The 19,710-nt window shown below is 27.6% G+C and carries 17 protein-coding genes, 1 tRNA gene and 1 pseudogene; 11 read left to right on the top strand and 8 right to left on the bottom strand.

The genetic code is table 11. The features are described from left to right. From U880_RS11485 to U880_RS0108380, 5 genes and pseudogenes are all read left to right on the top strand, one after another. Nucleotides 1–390, top strand: a pseudogene (locus tag U880_RS11485) (tetratricopeptide repeat protein); the annotation flags it as partial. After that, nucleotides 383–2,728, top strand: coding sequence for a tetratricopeptide repeat protein (locus U880_RS0108395; protein WP_024655585.1), 2,346 nt, complete (start codon nucleotides 383–385; stop codon nucleotides 2,726–2,728). The pseudogene U880_RS11485 and the gene U880_RS0108395, both read left to right, overlap by 8 nt. Beyond that, entirely contained in the window at nucleotides 2,725–4,560 is a 1,836-nt protein-coding gene (gene mutL / locus U880_RS0108390; RefSeq protein ID WP_024655584.1) for a DNA mismatch repair endonuclease MutL, read from the top strand. The genes U880_RS0108395 and mutL overlap by 4 nt, the downstream gene beginning before the upstream one ends. A 20-nt stretch (nucleotides 4,561–4,580) precedes the next feature. Continuing rightward, nucleotides 4,581–5,621 (top strand): hypothetical protein, encoded by a 1,041-nt coding sequence (locus U880_RS0108385; RefSeq protein ID WP_024655583.1) that lies wholly within the window; start codon nucleotides 4,581–4,583, stop codon nucleotides 5,619–5,621. Nucleotides 5,622–5,687: 66 nt separating this feature from the next. Continuing rightward, nucleotides 5,688–5,761: transfer RNA gene (locus U880_RS0108380), tRNA-Ile, on the top strand. Nucleotides 5,762–5,763: 2 nt separating this feature from the next. Here the strand turns inward: U880_RS0108380 and U880_RS0108375 are convergent. Then, nucleotides 5,764–6,417 carry a hypothetical protein gene (locus tag U880_RS0108375; RefSeq protein ID WP_024655582.1) on the bottom strand — a complete coding sequence of 218 codons (654 nt, stop codon included), beginning with the start codon at nucleotides 6,415–6,417 and terminating at the stop codon, nucleotides 5,764–5,766. After that, a complete protein-coding gene (gene efp / locus U880_RS0108370) occupies nucleotides 6,395–6,973 on the bottom strand; it encodes an elongation factor P (protein ID WP_024655581.1) in 579 nt (192 codons plus the stop codon). The genes U880_RS0108375 and efp overlap by 23 nt, the downstream gene beginning before the upstream one ends. 119 nt (nucleotides 6,974–7,092) lie before the next feature. Here efp and U880_RS0108365 point away from each other — a divergent pair, with 119 nt between their 5' ends. The 4 genes from U880_RS0108365 (at nucleotide 7,093) to pstB (ending at nucleotide 11,239) form a co-directional block, all read left to right on the top strand. Then, the gene (locus U880_RS0108365) at nucleotides 7,093–7,941 is read left to right on the top strand and encodes a substrate-binding domain-containing protein (protein WP_200862217.1); all 849 of its coding nucleotides are present in this window, start codon (nucleotides 7,093–7,095) and stop codon (nucleotides 7,939–7,941) included. Between the two features lie 86 nt (nucleotides 7,942–8,027). Further along, on the top strand, nucleotides 8,028–8,936 hold the full coding sequence (gene pstC / locus U880_RS0108360; protein WP_024655579.1) for a phosphate ABC transporter permease subunit PstC: 909 nt from the start codon (nucleotides 8,028–8,030) through the stop codon (nucleotides 8,934–8,936). Then, nucleotides 8,933–10,471: a phosphate ABC transporter permease PstA gene (pstA, locus tag U880_RS0108355; protein WP_024655578.1), complete on the top strand. Its 1,539-nt coding sequence runs from the start codon at nucleotides 8,933–8,935 to the stop codon at nucleotides 10,469–10,471. Before pstC ends, pstA begins: the two co-directional genes overlap by 4 nt. A 3-nt stretch (nucleotides 10,472–10,474) precedes the next feature. Continuing rightward, entirely contained in the window at nucleotides 10,475–11,239 is a 765-nt protein-coding gene (pstB, locus tag U880_RS0108350; RefSeq protein WP_012537984.1) for a phosphate ABC transporter ATP-binding protein PstB, read from the top strand. A 1-nt stretch (nucleotide 11,240) separates the two neighbouring features. Here pstB and U880_RS0108345 read toward each other — a convergent pair whose 3' ends face one another. Genes U880_RS0108345 through U880_RS0108325 form a run of 5 tightly spaced genes read right to left on the bottom strand, consistent with a single transcriptional unit; the run spans nucleotide 11,241 to nucleotide 16,503 of the window. Beyond that, complete coding sequence (locus U880_RS0108345) at nucleotides 11,241–12,062, bottom strand: ZIP family metal transporter (protein ID WP_024655577.1); 822 nt, start codon at nucleotides 12,060–12,062, stop codon at nucleotides 11,241–11,243. A gap of 27 nt (nucleotides 12,063–12,089) precedes the next feature. Continuing rightward, entirely contained in the window at nucleotides 12,090–13,868 is a 1,779-nt protein-coding gene (locus tag U880_RS0108340) for an alanine--tRNA ligase (protein WP_024655576.1), read from the bottom strand. Continuing rightward, the gene (locus U880_RS0108335; RefSeq protein WP_024655575.1) at nucleotides 13,868–15,103 is read right to left on the bottom strand and encodes a flagellar motor switch protein FliG; all 1,236 of its coding nucleotides are present in this window, start codon (nucleotides 15,101–15,103) and stop codon (nucleotides 13,868–13,870) included. Before U880_RS0108335 ends, U880_RS0108340 begins: the two co-directional genes overlap by 1 nt. Further along, nucleotides 15,090–15,791, bottom strand: coding sequence for a 6-phosphogluconolactonase (locus tag U880_RS0108330; protein ID WP_024655574.1), 702 nt, complete (start codon nucleotides 15,789–15,791; stop codon nucleotides 15,090–15,092). Before U880_RS0108330 ends, U880_RS0108335 begins: the two co-directional genes overlap by 14 nt. A gap of 19 nt (nucleotides 15,792–15,810) precedes the next feature. Further along, on the bottom strand, nucleotides 15,811–16,503 hold the full coding sequence (locus U880_RS0108325) for an SIMPL domain-containing protein (RefSeq protein ID WP_024655573.1): 693 nt from the start codon (nucleotides 16,501–16,503) through the stop codon (nucleotides 15,811–15,813). Between the two features lie 69 nt (nucleotides 16,504–16,572). Between U880_RS0108325 and dusA the strand changes: the two genes are divergently transcribed. Further along, the gene (dusA, locus tag U880_RS0108320) at nucleotides 16,573–17,580 is read left to right on the top strand and encodes a tRNA dihydrouridine(20/20a) synthase DusA (protein WP_024655572.1); all 1,008 of its coding nucleotides are present in this window, start codon (nucleotides 16,573–16,575) and stop codon (nucleotides 17,578–17,580) included. Here dusA and serS read toward each other — a convergent pair. Next, nucleotides 17,570–18,844: a serine--tRNA ligase gene (serS, locus tag U880_RS0108315; RefSeq protein WP_024655571.1), complete on the bottom strand. Its 1,275-nt coding sequence runs from the start codon at nucleotides 18,842–18,844 to the stop codon at nucleotides 17,570–17,572. The two genes, dusA and serS, sit on opposite strands and share 11 nt — an antisense overlap. A 213-nt stretch (nucleotides 18,845–19,057) precedes the next feature. Between serS and U880_RS0108310 the strand changes: the two genes are divergently transcribed. After that, nucleotides 19,058–19,705, top strand: a complete 648-nt coding sequence (locus tag U880_RS0108310) for a hypothetical protein (RefSeq protein ID WP_407637752.1) — start codon at nucleotides 19,058–19,060, stop codon at nucleotides 19,703–19,705. Nucleotides 19,706–19,710 lie beyond the last annotated feature (5 nt).

Raw genomic sequence — 19,710 nt, 5'->3', positions numbered from 1 at the left:
AATCAACTAACTCCTACTCAACACTCTCAACAACATAAAAATTCTCAAAATTTAACACAACACAACAATCAACAACATAAAAATCAACATCAAAACAATCAACTAACTCCTACTCAACACTCTCAACAACATAAAAATTCTCAAAATTTGACACAACACAACAATCAACAACATAAAAATCAACATCAAAATAATCAACTAACTCCTACTCAACACTCTCAACAACATAAAAATTCTCAAAATTTAACACAACACAACAATCAACAACATAAAAATCAACAACACAAAAAAACAATGCTTAAAGAAAAATTTGCCGATAATGTAAAAACAAATTCGTTAATTGAATTAGACAAAATTAATTGGCAAGAGGAGTTAAATATAGATGAATAAAAGAAAAAATTTATCCATACTAATAATTTTAATAATATTACTCATTACCTCATTTGGAGGTCTTGGTTATTATATATACAAAGAACGACTCAATAAGAATAACCAAGAAATAATGTTAAACGAAGTCAAAAACAGCATTATGGATAGAAACTATAAAAAAGCACATTCAATAACAAAAATTCTAAAAGATAAATATCCTCAAAACACAGACATTGCAATGCTTGAAAACACTCTCTCAGAACTTGCAAATGATAGTCCATTTGAATCAAAAAATTTACAAAGAGATACTGCTAATCAAATACTAGATAAAATACAAGGCAAAGAACAATCAATACCACTTGATAATGAAAACTCCGAAATTGCTTTTAACAATAAATACATCAAAGACACTACAAAAATAGAAAATTATGCTGATAGACAAGATAATACTGGTATTGCAAATGAAAATATTTTAGAATTCAACCAAAATACAATACCCCAAAATTTAAACGACGATACAAAGACAATAAAAGAACAACAAAAATCAAATATAGAAAACAAGAATGATGCAGATAATAAAAAAAATTTATTTAACTTGCAAAAACTAAAAGCAAACTTAAACAAAGAACTAAATCAAACAAATACAAAGCAACCAAACACCAAGTCAAAAAAAATTATCAAAATAGATCACCAAAATAAAGATAAAATTACAACAGATAATTTGAGACAAGATAATGCAAAACAAACCACAGCAAAAAATGAAAACTCTACCATTAGTAAACCAAAAACTAAAAAAGAAAATATAAAAGACAAAACTAAAAATCAAATTATTGACAAAATAGAAATACCTTATAATTATTCAACAAAAAAAATACTTTATGAAATATTAGATAATATTAATACTGGAAATTCCTTACTCGCAAAAGAAAGAATTAATGAACTTGTAAAAAAAGGACTAAATGAGCAATTTAGTAAAATTAATGATTTAATTGATAAACAAAAAAATCAAGAAGCAGCTAAACTTTTAATCAAATTAATAAAACAAGATGTCAAACCAAACCAAACTAGTAAAAAACAAGCTCCTTTTGAAAAGGAGCTTTTAAAACAAAAACTTCCCATAGAAGAAATTTTTCCCATAAAAGATCAATCAATAAACACCCAAATACAAATAGAAGAAGAACCTAATATGCAAACAAATCAATCTATGCAAAATTCACAAAACTTAAAAGCTCTTAAAACGCTAGCATCAACAAATGAAAAACAAAAAAATTTCAAAAAAGCAGAAACAATTTATGAAGAAATTGCAAATACAACAAACAATGAAGAAGATCACTACAAACTTGGCATCATAAAATTCAAACTTAAAAAATATGAAGAATCACTCCAAGCTTTTGACAAAGCAATATCTCTAAACCCAAAACACAAAAAAGCATACACAAATAAAGGAACAAGTCTAATAGCATTAAATAAACCACAAGAAGCAATTAAAGAATTCGAAAAGGCAATTGCAATAGATCAAAATTATGATAATGCCTATTATAAAAAAGGAATAGCAGAAGAACAAGATAATGATAAACAAAACGCTTTCATTAGTTTTAAGAAAGCTTATGAAATCACAAAAAATCCTCATTACGCTTTAAAAGCAGGTATTATAGCAAATCATCTTGGAGATTTTAAAAATAGTGAAAAATATCTAAAGCAATCAAATACCTCACTTAATGCAAAAAATGATATTATGTTTTACAATTTATCAATGGCAAATTTTAAAAATAACCATCTCAATGAATCACTCATCAACATAAATAAAGCTCTTAATATAAATCCAACACAAACTGAATATTTATATTTAAAAGCATCTATTTATCTAACAAAAGAAAATTATAATGAAGCAGTACCGCTATATAATACTGTAATTTCAAAAAATCCTGACAACATTACGGCTCATATAAATTTAGCAAAGGCATATGAAAAATTAAAAAACATACCAAAAGCAATTACAATTCTTGAAAAAATTAGTAATAAAAATCATGCAATAGCACTAAACAATCTTGGCATACTCTATAAAAATCAAAAAAATTATCAAAAAGCAATAGAAATTTTTCAAAAAGCAGAAGCTCTATCAAATATTGATGCAAAATACAATCTTGCAACTACCTTTTTTGCTATTAAAGATAATAAAAAAGCCATGGAAAAACTCAAAGAATATATAAAAATAAATCCAAACAATCCAGAAGCTCTACATGCATTAGGAATAATAGAATATACCGAACATGGTAATGACAAAATACTTAAAGAAGTTATTAAAAAATTCCCTCATTATACACAAAATAAAACAATAACAGAAATAATAGGCAAATGAACAAAATAAAATTTCTAGATAAAACTCTGGTACAAAAAATAGCAGCAGGAGAAGCTATAGATAGACCTTGCTCTATTTTAAGAGAATTACTTGATAATGCAATAGACTCTGGAGCAGACAAAATAGAAGTTTTTATTGAAGAAGGTGGAATTCGAAGAATACTAATAACAGATAATGGCAGTGGAATTAGCAAAGAAGACTTAAAAATATGTTATCTACCTCATACCACTTCAAAAATAAACGAAGAAAAGGATCTTGAGAAAATCCAAACATTAGGATTTCGAGGAGAAGCTTTGTCAAGTATAGCCATTTGTTCAAATCTCATGATAACAAGTTCTACTACGGGAGAAAATAGCTATCAAATTGAAATTGAAAATGGTATTGAAAAATATTTTAAAAAACAATCTGCAATAAATGGCACAATGGTAGACGTTACAAATCTATTTCACAACTTTCCAGCAAGAAAAAGATTCTTAAAAAAAGACTCTATAGAAACTAAAATGTGTTTAAAAGTGTTCGAAGAAAAAGCTGTAACTCATCCTGGTATTGATTTTAAATTAAGTATAAATAAAGAACTGAAAAAAGTATATTTTAAAGATAGTCTAGCAAATAGAGTTCAAAGCGTATATGGAGAAATAATAGAAAATAACAAATTTGGAAAAATAGAAGCAGAATATGAGCATGTAAAAATGAAAATATTTTTCGCTCCACCTAATTTTGCAAGAAAAGATAAACGAAACATCAAAATATTTGTTAACAGAAGACCTGTTGAAGAGAAAAACTTATCTGAATCAATAATAAATGGACACAGTAGAATATTAACTTACAAAAATTTTCCTGTATGTTATTTATTTCTAGAAATAGACACTACACATGTTGACTTTAATATACATCCTCAAAAAAAAGAAGTAAGATTTTTTAATTTGCCATTTTTGCCCAAACAAATTTCAAATAACATTAATGAATTTTTTGACAGAGAAAAACAAGAAATTTTACAAGATTACCATAATGTAATAATAAAAAGACAATTAACAAACGATGCTCATTTATTACACCCTGAAAACGATTTAACAAACTCTAATTTTAAAACATATGAAATTACACAAGATGAAGCTTTAATTCTAGATAAACCTAAAAACAATAAAGTAACAAATATAATAGAAGATAAAGTAAAATTTGAAAGTCAAATACTACAAAAAGACAAACCATCATTTAAACAGCATATCCAAAAAATTTTTATAAAAACTTCTAAAATACCAAATAATTTTCAAAAATCAACAAAAACAAATGAATTTAAATATATAGGACAATTATTTTCAGAATTTTTAATAGTAGAAAACGCTAATGAAATTTACTTTATAGACCAACATGCACTCCATGAAAAAATCATATATCAAACACTAATAAATTCAGAAAAAACTATACAAAAACTTTTAGTACCAATTGAATTTCAAGTAGAATGTGAAGATACAGACAAAATATTAACAAGTGAATTAGAAGAATATAAAAAAATAGACATCATAGTAAAAAAAATACAAAACCAAACTTATAGACTTGAATCTATTCCCAATATTTGCAACAAATATGAAAATATTATTATTCAATTTTTCAAGACAAGAAAAAGTAAAACAATTGACTCTCTTGAAGCCGAATTATATGCAACTCTTGCCTGTAGACAAGCCATTAAACGCAATGACACAATCAGCCTAGAATTTAGCCAATTCTTAATAAATGAATTTTTTAATCTTAAATTAAAACACTGTCCACATGGAAGAAAAATTTATCATAAAATCACTAAATTTGAACTTGAAAAAAGTGTCAACAGACAATAAAATAAACACAGAAGTTATTTATGAGAAAAGATCTTAAATATAAAATTCAAAAACTAATTCAACAAAAAGATAAAACATTAATTGAACTTGGAAAAGAACTTAAAAATAGCAATATAATAGAACTTAAAAAACTAGAATCTTATACCTCTTTAAAGTTAATTGAAAAAGAAATATCTCAACTTAAAGCAGACTTAAACAAATCAGAAGAAGCCACACACAAATTAAACGAATTATACAAAAAAAACAAAGATTATACAGCAAGAGAAAAACATATCTTAAAAGCCTATGAAATAAAACTCAAAAAAATTATTGAAATCATAATAAATAAATACCCAAACAATCTTTCAATGATTCTAGAACATAACCTGGATTTTATCAAATCAACTCTTGCAAAAGATAAATATAAAACAACAGAAATAATAAATTGTAAAGAAAAGATCAACTTTTTTAAAAAACTTATTATAAACATAAAACTAATTCTCAAAGACAGAAGAAATAAAACAAACATAAAAAAAATGTCAAAAGAATTTGAAAACAAAATATTAAAACAATACTTAGAATCCGAAAATTTAGAGGAAACTGTTAATGAGTTTATAGAGAATAAAGACTTAAGCATAGAAATTATTGAAGAATACAAATTAATAACCGAAATGCAAACAGAAATTTTAAAAATAAATAACGAAATTAAACATGCAAATATAACAAATAATATGCATAATAAAAATAAAATAAAACGGACTATCAATATTGTTCAATTAAAAAAAGAATCTATCTTAAAAAAGATAGCTGAAGAATTTGTTGAGCTGTCACAAACAGAAAAGGGATTAAATAAAACTGGAACAATAAATTCATACCTAGAAACAATAAAAAATTTAAATAAGCAAATATTAAAGTTGAATGAAGAACTCATAAAAGAAATAAAAAAAAGCGAGATTATAAAAATACAAATAAAAATGCAACAACTTATAAAACATAAAGAATCAATAGAAATAAAATTAAATGAACTAAATTCAAAAATAGAAACTATACAAAATGAAATTGACGAACTTGACAATCAATAAAAAATCAATATAATGATCTATGGTATTTCTAAGCTTTAATAAGCTTAAGGCGTGTTTTAGCTTATGGGGCCTATAGCTCAGTTGGTTAGAGCACCCGACTCATAATCGGGTGGTCCCAGGTTCAAGTCCTGGTGGGCCCAAATTAGTTTAGTTTAAAAAACAGATTAGAATACTTACCCATATGATAAAATCCCATATAAACATCAAGGTTATCATCCATCTGAATATTCATTAAGTCATCAATCCTAACAATTGAATATGAAAAATTAATTTCATCTTTGGGAGTTTTAATTAAAAATAAATTATTACTACTAATTTCATTTAACTTTTCTATATCTTTTGACTTATATACATGATCATAAATTAAAGCCAATTCTTCCTCTGCCAAATTTAAACTTATAATAACATCCTTACTATATACCCTCATTCCAAAATCAATAAGATGAATCTTTGCCGCAAAACTATCAAAAATTTTATCAGCAAAATTAAATCTTAAGTCTTTACAATAAAGAACATCCTGTCCAAGAACAGAATTAACAAAAGAAGATGAATATTTATCCTTAACTACTTCTATAAATTCTCTACTATCCATGTTTTCAATAATAAACTTATTTAGAGTACTAGCATTTAAAACCTTAACAGCAAAATCAAAAGTCATAAAATAATCAAACTTATCCTTGTTAAAATAATAATTAATTACATAATCAACTTCCTTGATCTCAGGATAGTTCATCTCACAAGAACAAAAAATTATTAAAAAAAATAATACTATATTAAACTTTAACTCTCTCAGCATATTCTTTGGTTTCTGAATTAACTAAAATTTTATCCCCAATATTAATAAAAAGAGGTGCCTTTACTACCAAACCTGTATGCAAAGTAACATTTTTCATAGCATTAGTAACAGTATCTCCCTTAACAGCAATCTCAGCATCTACAACTTCAAATGCAACTTTTGGTGGCAACTTCAAATCAATAACTTCATTATCCCACTTAATAAGAGAATAAACCTCAGCTTCTTGTAAAAATAAAACCTTATCTTCAAGATTTACAACATCTTTTAAATTTACACCAAATTGATCATATGTCTCTAAATCCATAAAAATAAGACTCTCATTATCTTTATAAAGATACTGGGAACTAACCTCTAACACTTCAACTGCCTCCACCGTATCGGATCCTTTTAAAGTTTCCTTAATAACAGATTTATTTTTAAGATTTTTAAGTTTTAATCTTACAATAGAACCTCCCCTACCCATTTTTGAAAATTCACGCTCAAGAACAACATGTGGCATACCCTTAAATAGCAAAAAAGAACCTTTATCAATATCTCCCGACTTAATTGTACTCATCTAATACCTCAAATTTCTAATGTGTATAATAACTTATATCAAAAAATCAAAATATTTACTATTCATTGACTTATCTAAGATTAATGATATTATATATAGTTGTAAAAGGAGTTAATTTAATGCAGGTTATCAAAATACTCTTTACTATTTCGCTAGCTTTTTTATTTAACAATTGTACCAAAAACAAAGAAAATGTCATCGCAATTGGTGGCTCTACTTCAACAACTTCTATTATGGATGAAATGATTTTAAAATACCAAAAAATCAACGATCAACTTAAAGTAACTTATGATGCTCAAGGTAGCAGTGTAGGTATTAAAGGATTATTCGATGGTATTTATCAAATGGCAATTTCTTCAAGAGATGCAACTGAAGAAGAAATTGCTCAGGGAGCAAAAGTCACAATTATTGCTTATGATGCTCTAATATTTATTACAAGTCCTGATGTCAAGATCACAAACATCACAGAAGAAGATCTAGTAAAAATTTTAAATGGCAATATCCGTAATTGGAAACAAGTTGGAGGTCCTGATGCGAAAATTAACTTTATAAACAGAGATTCTTCATCAGGTTCATATTCATCTATCAAAGAACTAGTTCTTGAAAAAATATTGAAAAATCTTGAAGAAGCCCAATTTAGAAAAGATAGCATTATCGTAAAATCCAATGGAGAAGTAATTGAAAAAATAAGTCTTACACCTAATTCAATTGGTTATATTAGCTTTGGATATGCAAGAGGTGCAATAGAAAAAGGCCTGCATACATTATCAATAAACAGCATATATCCTACAAAAGAAACAATAATAAAGGATAAATATGATATAAAGAGAAAAATAATAGCAATAACAAACAATATTTCTGAGGATCAAAATACACTTGATTTCATCAATTTTATATTAAGTCCAAGTGGACAAGACATCATTGAAGAACAAGGGTTTATAAAGGTCAATACAACTGAAAATAATTAATACTATGAAAAATTTGACTAAGTATTTAAATTAAATATAATCTTATCAAGATTCAATTTCTTTCTATAGGGGAACTCTTTTAAAGAATGCAATTAACTCTAAAAACAAAAAGAAATATTGTTAGATTAGTTTTTAACTGCTTTATTTTTGCATCCGCAACAATTAGTACTCTAATAATATTATTATTAATCTTATTTATTATTAAAAATGGAATAACACCTTTTTTGAACAATAAAATTAATATTTTAAATTTTTTATTCAGTACAGATTGGAATCCTACCAGTAAAATACAAAAATCTTATGGTATTTTATCTTTTATTATCAATTCAGCTTTAACAACATTTTTTTCTGTTGCAATTGCACTACCAATTGGCCTTGGATTTGCAATCTATTTGTCTGAGAAAACTAAAGGTATCTACCAAAAAACATTGCAAACGATCATAGAACTCTTAGCAGGCATTCCAAGTGTAGTATATGGATTTTTTGGAAGCACATTTATATCTTCTCTTATAAAAAATACTTTTATAAGAGAAGATAATTTAGGATATAATCTAATAACTTCAATAATAGTTTTAAGTATAATGATACTCCCAACAATAATTAGTGTTTCATATACATCTCTTAAAACTGTCCCCAAATCATATAAATTAGCATCTCTTGCACTGGCTGCAACAGATTGGCAAACAATATACAAAGTAATGATTCCTTCAGCTAGTAAAGGCATTCTAGCAGGAGTAATACTAGCAATAGGAAGAGCAATTGGTGAGACAATAGCTGTTTTAATGGTTGGTGGTGGTTCACCCCTATTTATAAAAAATATTTTCTCACCCATTAGAACACTAACAGTAAACATTGCAATAGACATGGGATATGCATCTGGAACTCATAAAGAAGCTCTATTTTCAACAGCATTGGTATTACTATCATTAGTCATAATAACAAATTCAATTAAACATTTGATTCTATCTTCATCCAAAAGGCTAAAAATTAAGTGAAAAAAATTCAAATGAATAAACTATTTAATCAAATTGCATTTTGCATAATCAAATTTATTGCTTATTTTTTAATAACATTACTGTTATTTATAATATCCTACATAGTATACAATTCACTATTCTTTACAAGCAAAAAAGAATCATTATTCTTAGATGAAACAACACATTTCTTACCATTTAAATCAAATAATAATACAGTCAAAATAGCATTCATAATCAATAAAAGCATTAAAATTGACGAAATTACTACTCAAGACATTTATAACATATACAATAACAAGATCTCACATTGGGGTAGTATCTCAGACCAAAATCTTGATATAGTACCAATTGCAAGCTCTAAACCAAATATGTCAAATGAAGTAATACTACAAACTCTTACCAAAAACAATAAATTCAATAACAGATATATAAAACTCGTAGAATCAAGTGAAGATATGATAAAAACTATAAATCAAACAGATGGTGCTATTGGATACCTAACTAAAGATGATCTTGAAAAATTAGATTTTAAAAAATATCCAAAAATTCAATCACTAAGAATCAGATCCATATCAATTCTAGTAGGTAAAAAAACATTACAAAAAAGTGAAAATGAAATTATTGACATGATAAACCTTAAGCAAATCAAAAAATTACTCATAGGAAAAGCAAATTGGAATGACTTAATATCTAAAGATATCAAATTGAATATCATAAAATACTCAGACTATGATCCAAATGCAATAAAAATAGTGGAAAAAAATGAGGGTACAATTGCAATTGTACCCTGGCATTACTTTTACAAAAATGATGCACCTTTTTTAAAATTATATGATATAAAAAAAAGCATGCCATTAAATTTAAATTTCATATTATCTACACCAAGAAATTCTGGAAAATATGGAGGTATTTCTTATTTAATCTTAAATACATTTTATGTCATACTACTTACAGCAATAATTTCAATTTTAATAGGAATTGGTACGGGAATAATGCTTGCAGAATATACTTCAAACAAAGTATTCTATAAAACAGTATCTATGAGCGTTGATATCTTATCATCCATTCCTGCCATTATATTTGGACTCTTTGGACTTATCTTTTTTGTTCCAATTTTTGGAATGGGAATACTCTCAGGAGCAATCACAAGTTCTTTAATGATATTACCAATGATTGTCAAAACAACAGAAGAATCACTAAAATCAATTCCAAAATCATACAAATACGCATCGTTTGCACTTGGCGCTAATAAAACAGAAACTATAATTAAAATTTTATTACCCGCTGCTAATCCAGGAATATTAACAGGAATAGTCCTTGCAATAGGACGTGCTCTTGGGGAGACTGCTGTACTTCTCTTTACAATGGGAACAAACTTGGGCCTTGCAAGCGCTTTAAACGAACCTTCAAGAAGTTTAACCGTACACCTATTATTACTATTTCAAGAGGGATATTTAGATAAAGGATTTGCAACAGCATCAATACTCATAATAATAATATTATCAATAAATTTAATATCAAAATTTTTAATTAACAAATTATATAGGATTTAGCAAATGAACCAAGACAAAGCTATCATTCAAACAGAAAATTTAAATTTATTTTATACAGATTTTAAAGCATTAAGTAACATTAATATATCAATATTAAGAAATAGCATCACTGCATTAATAGGTCCATCAGGTTGTGGTAAATCAACTTTCCTCAGAACACTTAATAGAATGAATGACCTTGTTGAAGGAGTTAAAATAGAAGGAAAAGTTATGTATGAAGGTAAAAGCATTTATTCAAATAACTTTGATGTCTTAGAACTTAGAAGAAAAATAGGAATGGTTTTTCAAACTCCCAATCCATTCTTAATGTCAGTTTATGACAACATAAGTTATGGCCCCAAAATTCATGGAATCAAAGATAAAAAAAAGCTTGATGAAATAGTTGAAAAATCTTTAATTAAATCCGCATTATGGAATGAAGTGAAAGACAAACTTAACAGAAATGCACTAAGTCTTTCAGGAGGACAACAACAAAGACTCTGTATTGCAAGAACCCTTGCAATAGAACCAAATGTAATACTAATGGATGAACCTACCTCCGCTCTTGATCCAATATCAACAGGCAAAATTGAAGAATTAATAATAAATCTAAAAGAAAGTTATACTATCATAATAGTAACTCATAATATGCAACAAGCTGGAAGAATATCTGACAGAACAGCTTTCTTCTTAAATGGATACATTGAAGAAGAAAGCAAAACAGATGAATTATTCTTCAATCCTAAAAATATTAAAACAGAAGAATATATCACCGGGAAATTTGGCTAAATTAACCCAAAGAAACATCAAGAAACATCATTAAAGAAAACCCAATAACTCCAAATATGGTCGGGATCTTATTATCAATATCTTTCCTTTTAGCCTCAGGTATTAATTGTTCAATTGAGACATAAATCATTGCACCTGCAGAAAAGGATAAAGCAAAGGGTAAAATTCTAGTAAAAGTATAAACAGCATAAGAACCCAAAAAGCCTCCAATAATTTCCACCAATCCTGACATTTGTCCATAATTAAAACACTTCCATAAAGGAACATGACCTCTTCTTAAAGGCAAAGAAATAGCTGCACCTTCTGGTATATTTTGAATACCAATTCCCAATGTAAGAATCATAGCTCCAACTAAAGTATGAAGATCAGGAGAAGATGCTAGCGCACCAAAAGCAACACCAACAGCAAGTCCTTCAGGAAAGTTATGTAAAGTTACAGCTGTAAAAAGCAAAAAATCCTTCTTTCCATGTCTGGTTAAATCTTCATCAATAAATGTTAAATTTTCAAGATCTGGCACAAAGACATCTACAATATATATAAAAAATGCACCACAAAGAAAACCGCAAACTGCAGGTACCCAAGTAACATAACCAAGCTCTTCTGCCATCTCTATTGCTGGTTTAATAAGTGAAAAAAAACTAGCAGCAATCATAATTCCTGCCGAAAATCCAAGCATAGCATCCATTATTTTATTATTGACTCGCCTAAAACAAAAAACAGCAGCTGCTCCAAAAGCAGTGGTAAACCAAGTAAAAACAGACCCCAAAAACCCTAAAAAAATAGGATGAAGGGTTAATAAATAATCACACAAATGCTTAAACATAAAGTATCCTCCATAATTTTTATATTATCATATCAAAATTGCCCTTATTCTCCTTATTCCTGATGAAGAAGCTTGTTCTTTTTGTATCTTAAAAGTGCCAAGCTCACTGGTATTACTAACATGAGGACCACCGCAAACTTCAATTGAAAAACCATCTATTTCATATACACTTACAATATCTTCATATTTCTCACCAAATAAAGCCATAGCCCCTTTAACCAAAGCATCCTCCAAACTCATTATAGATTTCTTTACAGACAATTTATTTTTTATTTGTAAATTAACAATATCCTCAACCTTTTTTATCTCATCATCTGTCATTTTACAAGGATGACTAAAATCAAATCTTAATCTCTGAGAAGTAATATTACTACCCTTTTGTCTTACATGATCACCTAGCACCAATTGAAGAGCCTTATGAAGTAAATGAGTGGCTGTATGCAATTTAGTAGTCTCATATGAACAATCTGCAAGTCCACCTTTAAATATCTTATCACTTCCCTTCTTAGACACTTCTTGATGTTTTTTAAAATGTTCTTCAAAACCCTCCCTATCCATACTAAACCCATATTCAATTGCAAGTTCTTCTGTAATTTCATAAGGAAAACCATAAGTATCATAAAGTTTAAAAGAAATATCACCTGGAATTAATTTTGATGATAACTGATCGATCAACTTAATAAATTCTTGTTCGCCATAACGCAAAGTCTTAAAAAATTTTTCTTCTTCCATATTCAATTCATTCTTAATAAAATCTTTTTTTTCTGTTATCTCTTTATAAAAAGACTTATAAATGTCTTCAACAGAATCAACAAGATCTGATAAACAATGAGATTCCATACCAAGTTTTTTTGCATATCTAATAGCTCTTCTAATAAGCCTTCTTAAAACATAACCTTGTCCTATATTAGATGGGAGAACTGAAAAATTATCAGCTAAAATAAAACAACTGGCCTTAATATGATCAGCAATGATTCTAATAGCCTTATCATCTTCTAAATTATCCCCATAAACCTTACCAGAAATTTCTTCTATCTGTTTGATTATAGGTCTAAATGCATCAGTATCATAAACTGAAGATTTTCCCTGTAAAAATGTAATTGTCCTCTCAATACCCATACCTGTATCTACACATTTCCTCTTTAATTCTTCATAATTACCATTATTATCCTTGTTATATTGCATAAAAACATTATTCCAAATCTCAAAATATTTGCCACAAGAACAAGTAATATCACACGTATTAGAACATTTGTCTATGCCTGTATCAACAAATATCTCGGTATCTGGACCACAAGGACCTATATTCCCAACAGGACCCCAAAAATTATGCTCTCTTGAGAGATAAAATATTCTATCTCTAGAAATTCCAAGTTTTTCCCAAATATCAGCTGTCTTTGTATCTCTAGGAATATCTTTATCACCTTCAAATACACTGACATAAAGTTTATCTTTTGAAATATTTAAATAATGAGGTGAAGTTAAAAATTCAAAACTATATTCTACAGAAAGCTCTTTAAAATAAGAGCCAAGAGACCAATTTCCAAGCATCTCAAAAAAAGTCAAATGACTTAAATCTCCAACCTCATCAATATCTCCTGTTCTTAAACATTTTTGAACATCAACTAACATATCTCCAGATGGATGAATCTCTCCAAGCAAATAAGGTACAAGGGGCTGCATGCCAGCCGTATTAAAAAGAACTGTAGAATCATTATCAGGAATTAAAGATTTACCTGCAATCTCACAATGTCCCTTACTTTTAAAAAAGTCTATATATTTTGCACGTAGCTCATCAAGTTTCACTAAACAAACTCCTCATTCTTTCTATAAATAGTCAACTCACCTTTCAAAGTCAACTCTTTAATATAATTAACAAAAGACGCAGTCATTGCCTTTACATCTTTTTTCCTTACCCTTTTTAAAAAGGATTCTTCTTCTAAGACAAGTTCTTTACGTCTCCTTGAAATATTAAAAAGAATTTTATTTCTAATCTCATCACTTTTATCCTTAATAATCATTGCAATATCATGGTTTTTAAACTCTCTTAAAATATTATGCATATCATTATCCGTAATTCTAAGTATCACATTAATATCAAATATTTTTTCTTTAATTTCAATATCTTTAACAGGATTGAAAACCTTCATATCAATATTACTTAAAAGATTTTTTTCATCTTCAAAATCCATATAACTTAAAATATCAACAAGTATCTTAGAGCCATCAAGTTTTTCAGTCCTAAGCTTACCTTGAATTTTTAATCTATCCTTTAATCTATTAGAGATAACCTCAATAATATCCACATTCAACTGTCTTGGTTTAGCAAGAGTTTTAATAAAAATTTTTTTAACATCCATTTCTAACATAGAAAAAACATATTTTTTTTGTTCTTTAGTCAAATAACCATATATAACTAAAAGTGTTTGAACATTTTCATTCCTAATTAAAGCCCAAAGCTGCTCATTTTCAATGCCAGACAAATAATCAAAAGGCAAAAAAGGATCAATACCTGTAACTTTTTTATAAATTTCCTTTGCTTGCGTTTTAGTCAAAGATTTATTTAATAGTTCATAGGCAAACTTATCGTCAATTTTGAAATATTTTTTTTCACTTCTAATCAACTCTTCAAACTCTCTAATAATTCGTTTCTTATCATCAGGAGTAATATATCTAATCTTTGTAATTTCTCTAGTAATAGCAATGATATCTGCATCATCAAGTTCAGCCATAATCTCTGCTGATTTTTCAAGACCAATAGCTAAAAAATACTTTGCTATTTTAGATATTTTACTCTCTCTACGAATGAACCCTGGCTTTTCCACTCCTTTACTGGACACATTGAATTTACTTTGACTATCTTTTTTTCTTTTTTTTACCAAATTAACCCAGGATTTCAGAATTGAGCCTTGTATCTCAGCATCACCTAAATCATCATACGACCCTTTACTCTTAATATGTTTATTATTTCCAATATTTTGAAAGGTCTTTACTCCCAAATTTTTTACATCTTGATATTTGGACAGTCTAGGATCCTGCATAGACCCTCTCAATATTTGTAAGAACTAATAAATGTGAATGGTCTTTAAAAATCCTAGCTGGACATTCCCGCAAAGAAATATCTGAACTTAAAAAATTTTCTAAAGCACTTCTTTTTTCGTTCCCAATAAAAAACAATACAGATGCTTTAGAAGCAAATAAAGATTTAGGGGTTAAACTAATTCTTTTATTTGGAAGTTTTGGTGAATCATACTCATATTGATATCCTTCCATTTCAGAAAATAAAAGCTTCTTTGAAGGAAAGATAGATGCAATATGACCATCCTCACCAACAGATAAAATACTTAAATCTAATCTTGTGAACCTAGAATTAAATTCAATATTATAATTATAAATAGAAGACGTCTCATCAAATTCATTGTAAATAAAAGGATGTAAATTTGAACCACAGACCAAATTTTTCTCCACCATTTTAGAAAAAAAATTTTCACTTAAAAGTTTAAAATTACTATAATTGCTATCTAAATCAACACAACGCTCATCGGTTAAGAAAAAATGAGATTTCTTGAGAGAATAATTTTGCTCATCAAAAACATTAAGAAAAGAAATAATATTGCGGCCACCGCAAATTCCAATACTAGTAAAATCACTTTGATTAACATTATTTAAAAAAAACTCAAAAAACTTATTCTTTAAATCACTTTCTTTATTAGAATATAAAAATTCCATCACTATTCCTTTGAATAAATTAATCTAAATAATAAGAAACTGTAGTAACTACCCTTAATATCTTCTTTGAATAACGAGCATGATCTTCATCACTTCTATCAATTGGAATAAACTCAAAATACCCTTGATTTGCTGTTTTCACTTTACCCAAAGCAACACCTGAATGCTGTGCAAACTCTAATGCTGCCGAATAAGCATTTTTAATAGAATCTGCTAACATATCAGGCTTAACATCATTAATCTTGTCAAAATAATACCTTGGACCAAGATTACTATTTAAAAGTACTCCTTTATTGTAAAGTTCAGTGATATTTTTACTTGCTCTCTCCATTTTATCAACATCTGCAGTACGAACACCTAAGGAGACATAAGCATTATACTTGTAAAGAGTATCACGATAATTTGCAATATTAAGACTCATATTAAGCATATCTATCTCATCTTCACGAAACCCATAATTCACAAAAAAATCCTTTATTTTCAATAAATTAGCATTATTTAACTTATTAATCTCTTCTACACTATTGCCACCCAATTCATAATTTAAACTCCAACTTGAAAAAGTTGATGACACTTCTCTTTCACTCAATCCTTTAACAGTAATGTAATTTGCATTTTTGACACCAATACCCTTTATACCACTAGATATAATAAACGATGCTAATAGCACTAGTATAAACAATAATGAAATTAACATTTTTTCTAGAAACATACATCCTGCCTCTTAATTCTTATAAAACAATATTGTCAAATTAAACAATTTATTCTAGCATATTATGCTATGTTAATAAACAGGAAAATATCAATAGCACCAATGGTAGCAATTACAGATGAACATTTTAGATACATAATAAGATTATTATCAAAAAAAATTACTCTATATACTCCAATGATTTCTGCAAAATCAATTATCATGGGGGAATTAAATAAAATTGTCAAACAAAATCCCAATGACTCTCCAATAGCAATTCAAATAGCAACAAATTGTGAAAATGATGCTGCAAAAGCAATAGAAATTCTTGAAAAAAATTTTAATTTTGACGAATATAATCTTAACGTTGGATGCCCATCATCTCGTATTCAAAAGGTAAATTATGGGGCTTGTTTAATGCAACACCCAATTCAAGTAGGAAAAATCCTAAAAGCCATGCAAAAAAATACAAACAAGCCAGTTTCAATAAAACATAGGATAGGAATAAGACATAATAAAAAAGAATACCAAGAAGAAACCTACACAGAACTCAAGCAATTTGTAGACAAAATTATAGAACATGGAATCAAAAATTTTATTGTTCACGCACGAATAGCTATATTAAATGGATACTCCCCTGAAGATAATCATAATATTCCAAAACTAAAACATGATTTTGTGTATCAACTAAAAAAAGAATACAAAAACACATTTATAGAAATAAATGGAGGAATTATCAATAGCAATCATATAGAAACACACTTATCATATGTAGATTCTGTAATGATTGGAAGAGCTGCCGCACAAAACCCGTATTTTATTGCAAAAATTTCAAGAGAATTTTTAGAAGAAAAAGAACAAATTCCAACAAGAAAAGAAATACTACTTCAAATGGTGGAATATATCAAAGAATACAATGGAAATCCAGCAATTCACACTATACTAAAACATATAATGAGAGTGATATATTCTCAAAAAAATGCCCGTAAATTCAGACAAGCCTTAACTGCACCTTTTAATCAAAATCTTAAAAACCATGAAATTCTCTTAAATGCAATTGAACACCTAAGCGAAGACACCCTAAGCTCTAATTCTTAGGAGATATATAATCAAAACCTGTATACTTAACCAAACTCTTAGGTATACGAACCCCTCCTTTTGAATCTTGAAAATTTTCAAGTATAGCAATAAGAGTTCTAGTAGAAGCTATTGCTGTTCCATTTATCATATGTACAAATTTATTCTGCCCATCCTCTTTATACCTAATCTTAAGGCGTCTTGACTGATAATCTGTACAATTTGACGTTGAAGTAACCTCTCCATAATCGCCATTTTCTCCTCTACCTGGCATCCAAGCTTCAATATCGTACTTTTTATAAGCTGGAGCACCAAGATCAGAAGAACAAACATTTAAAACTCTATATGGAATTTCAAGTTCTGTAAAAATTTCTTCTTCTAATTCCAAAAATTCATTGTGAATACGATCAGAATCTTCACCTCTACAAAAACAAAACATTTCAACTTTACTAAATTGATGAACTCTATAGAGTCCTTTAGAAAATTGTCCAGATGCCCCAGCCTCTTTGCGAAAACAATGTGAAAGTCCTGCCATTTTTAATGGTGATTTGAGATCCAATATAGTATTATAATAATACCCACCAAGGGTAATCTCAGCCGTACCAACAAGATATTTATCTGTATCCTCAATTTTATAAATATTACTCTCAACACCACGTGGATTAAATCCAATCCCATCAACTATAAATTCCCTTGCAACATCAGGTGTAATAAATAAATCAAATCCCTTTGCTTTAAGTTTACTAAAGGCAAAATTAATCATTGCAAGTTCCAAAAAAACAGCTTCATTTTTAAGATAATAAAATTTATTTCCACTAACTTCACGTGCCTTTTCAAAATCAAAAAGATCCAAATGTATACCTATCTCTAAATGATCTTTTGGCTTAAAATCGAATTTTGGAATATTTCCTGATACTTTTAATACAACATTTTCATCCTCACTGCCACCAATAGGAACATCAGGAGCAGAAATATTTGGAATTCTTTTATGTTCAACTAAAAGTCTAGATGTTAAATAACCCAACCTTTCTTCTAAATCCATAATTTCAGCTTTTAAAGCTTTGCCCTTTTCTATTAAATGATGCCTACTAGAATCATCAATATTGTTTTTCATGGCATTAGCATTTTCATTCCTTAAAGCCTTCAATTCATCTATCTTTGTAATAAGTTTTCTGCGTTCATCATCAAATGAAATTAACAAATCAAGTTCTAATTTTAATCCTCTATTTTTAATATTCTCCCGAACAAGTTCCAAATTATCTCTTATAAACTTCAGATCAAGCATCAACAAACTCCCAATATAATAAATTAATCAAAGATAATTAAAATAAAATAATGAAAAATAAATTATATTAATTAGTATAATAAGTATTATATAATACTTGATAACAATAACATAAAAACTTTATATATGGAGAAAAATATCTTTATGATAAAATCACCAACAACCCAAAAAGTTTTAATTTTAATGTCCTTACTGATAACTTTATTAGGATGTATGAAAAAATCAAAAAAAATCAGTTTCAATGATATTGATACGCTTTATAACGAAAAAAATGAAATAATAATTCAATCTATTTCAGCAGAAAAAGAAAGCGAATTTTTAAAATATAAAATTAGAATACCAAAAATAATAACTCAAACAACAGAAAGTAACAATGCAAAATCACTAAATGATGATATTGAAAACTATGCAAATGAGATAGTTTCCAACTTAGAAAGTGCAACTCAAAACACTAGTCAAAATTCTCAAAAACCAAGCTTAAAGATAGATTATGAGATTTACTATGGATACGGTATTCACACAATAATAATAAATACCTCTCAGGAAATTAATAATACATATATCACAAATCATAGAAGCTACTATATTAACAGTAATGGAGATTATATCTATAACATAGATGAAATTATTAATATAGAGGAAGCATTTCCATATTTTACTCACAAAATCAAAGAAAAAATTACAACAACATATCAAAATGAATTACTATTTGATTTACAACAAGCAATAATTTATTTTAAAGATAAAAAAATAATAATAAAATTTCCACTTTTTGTATTTAATTTGGAGGCAACAGATCATACAGAAAATATTTTTGAATTTAGCGAAGAAGAATCAAAAAAATATATTAAACAAGGATAAAATCA

Origin of the sequence: Borrelia hispanica CRI (assembly GCF_000500065.1) — a bacterium.
In the GTDB taxonomy this organism is placed as follows: domain Bacteria; phylum Spirochaetota; class Spirochaetia; order Borreliales; family Borreliaceae; genus Borrelia; species Borrelia hispanica.
This window is presented reverse-complemented; position numbering and strand designations above follow the sequence as displayed.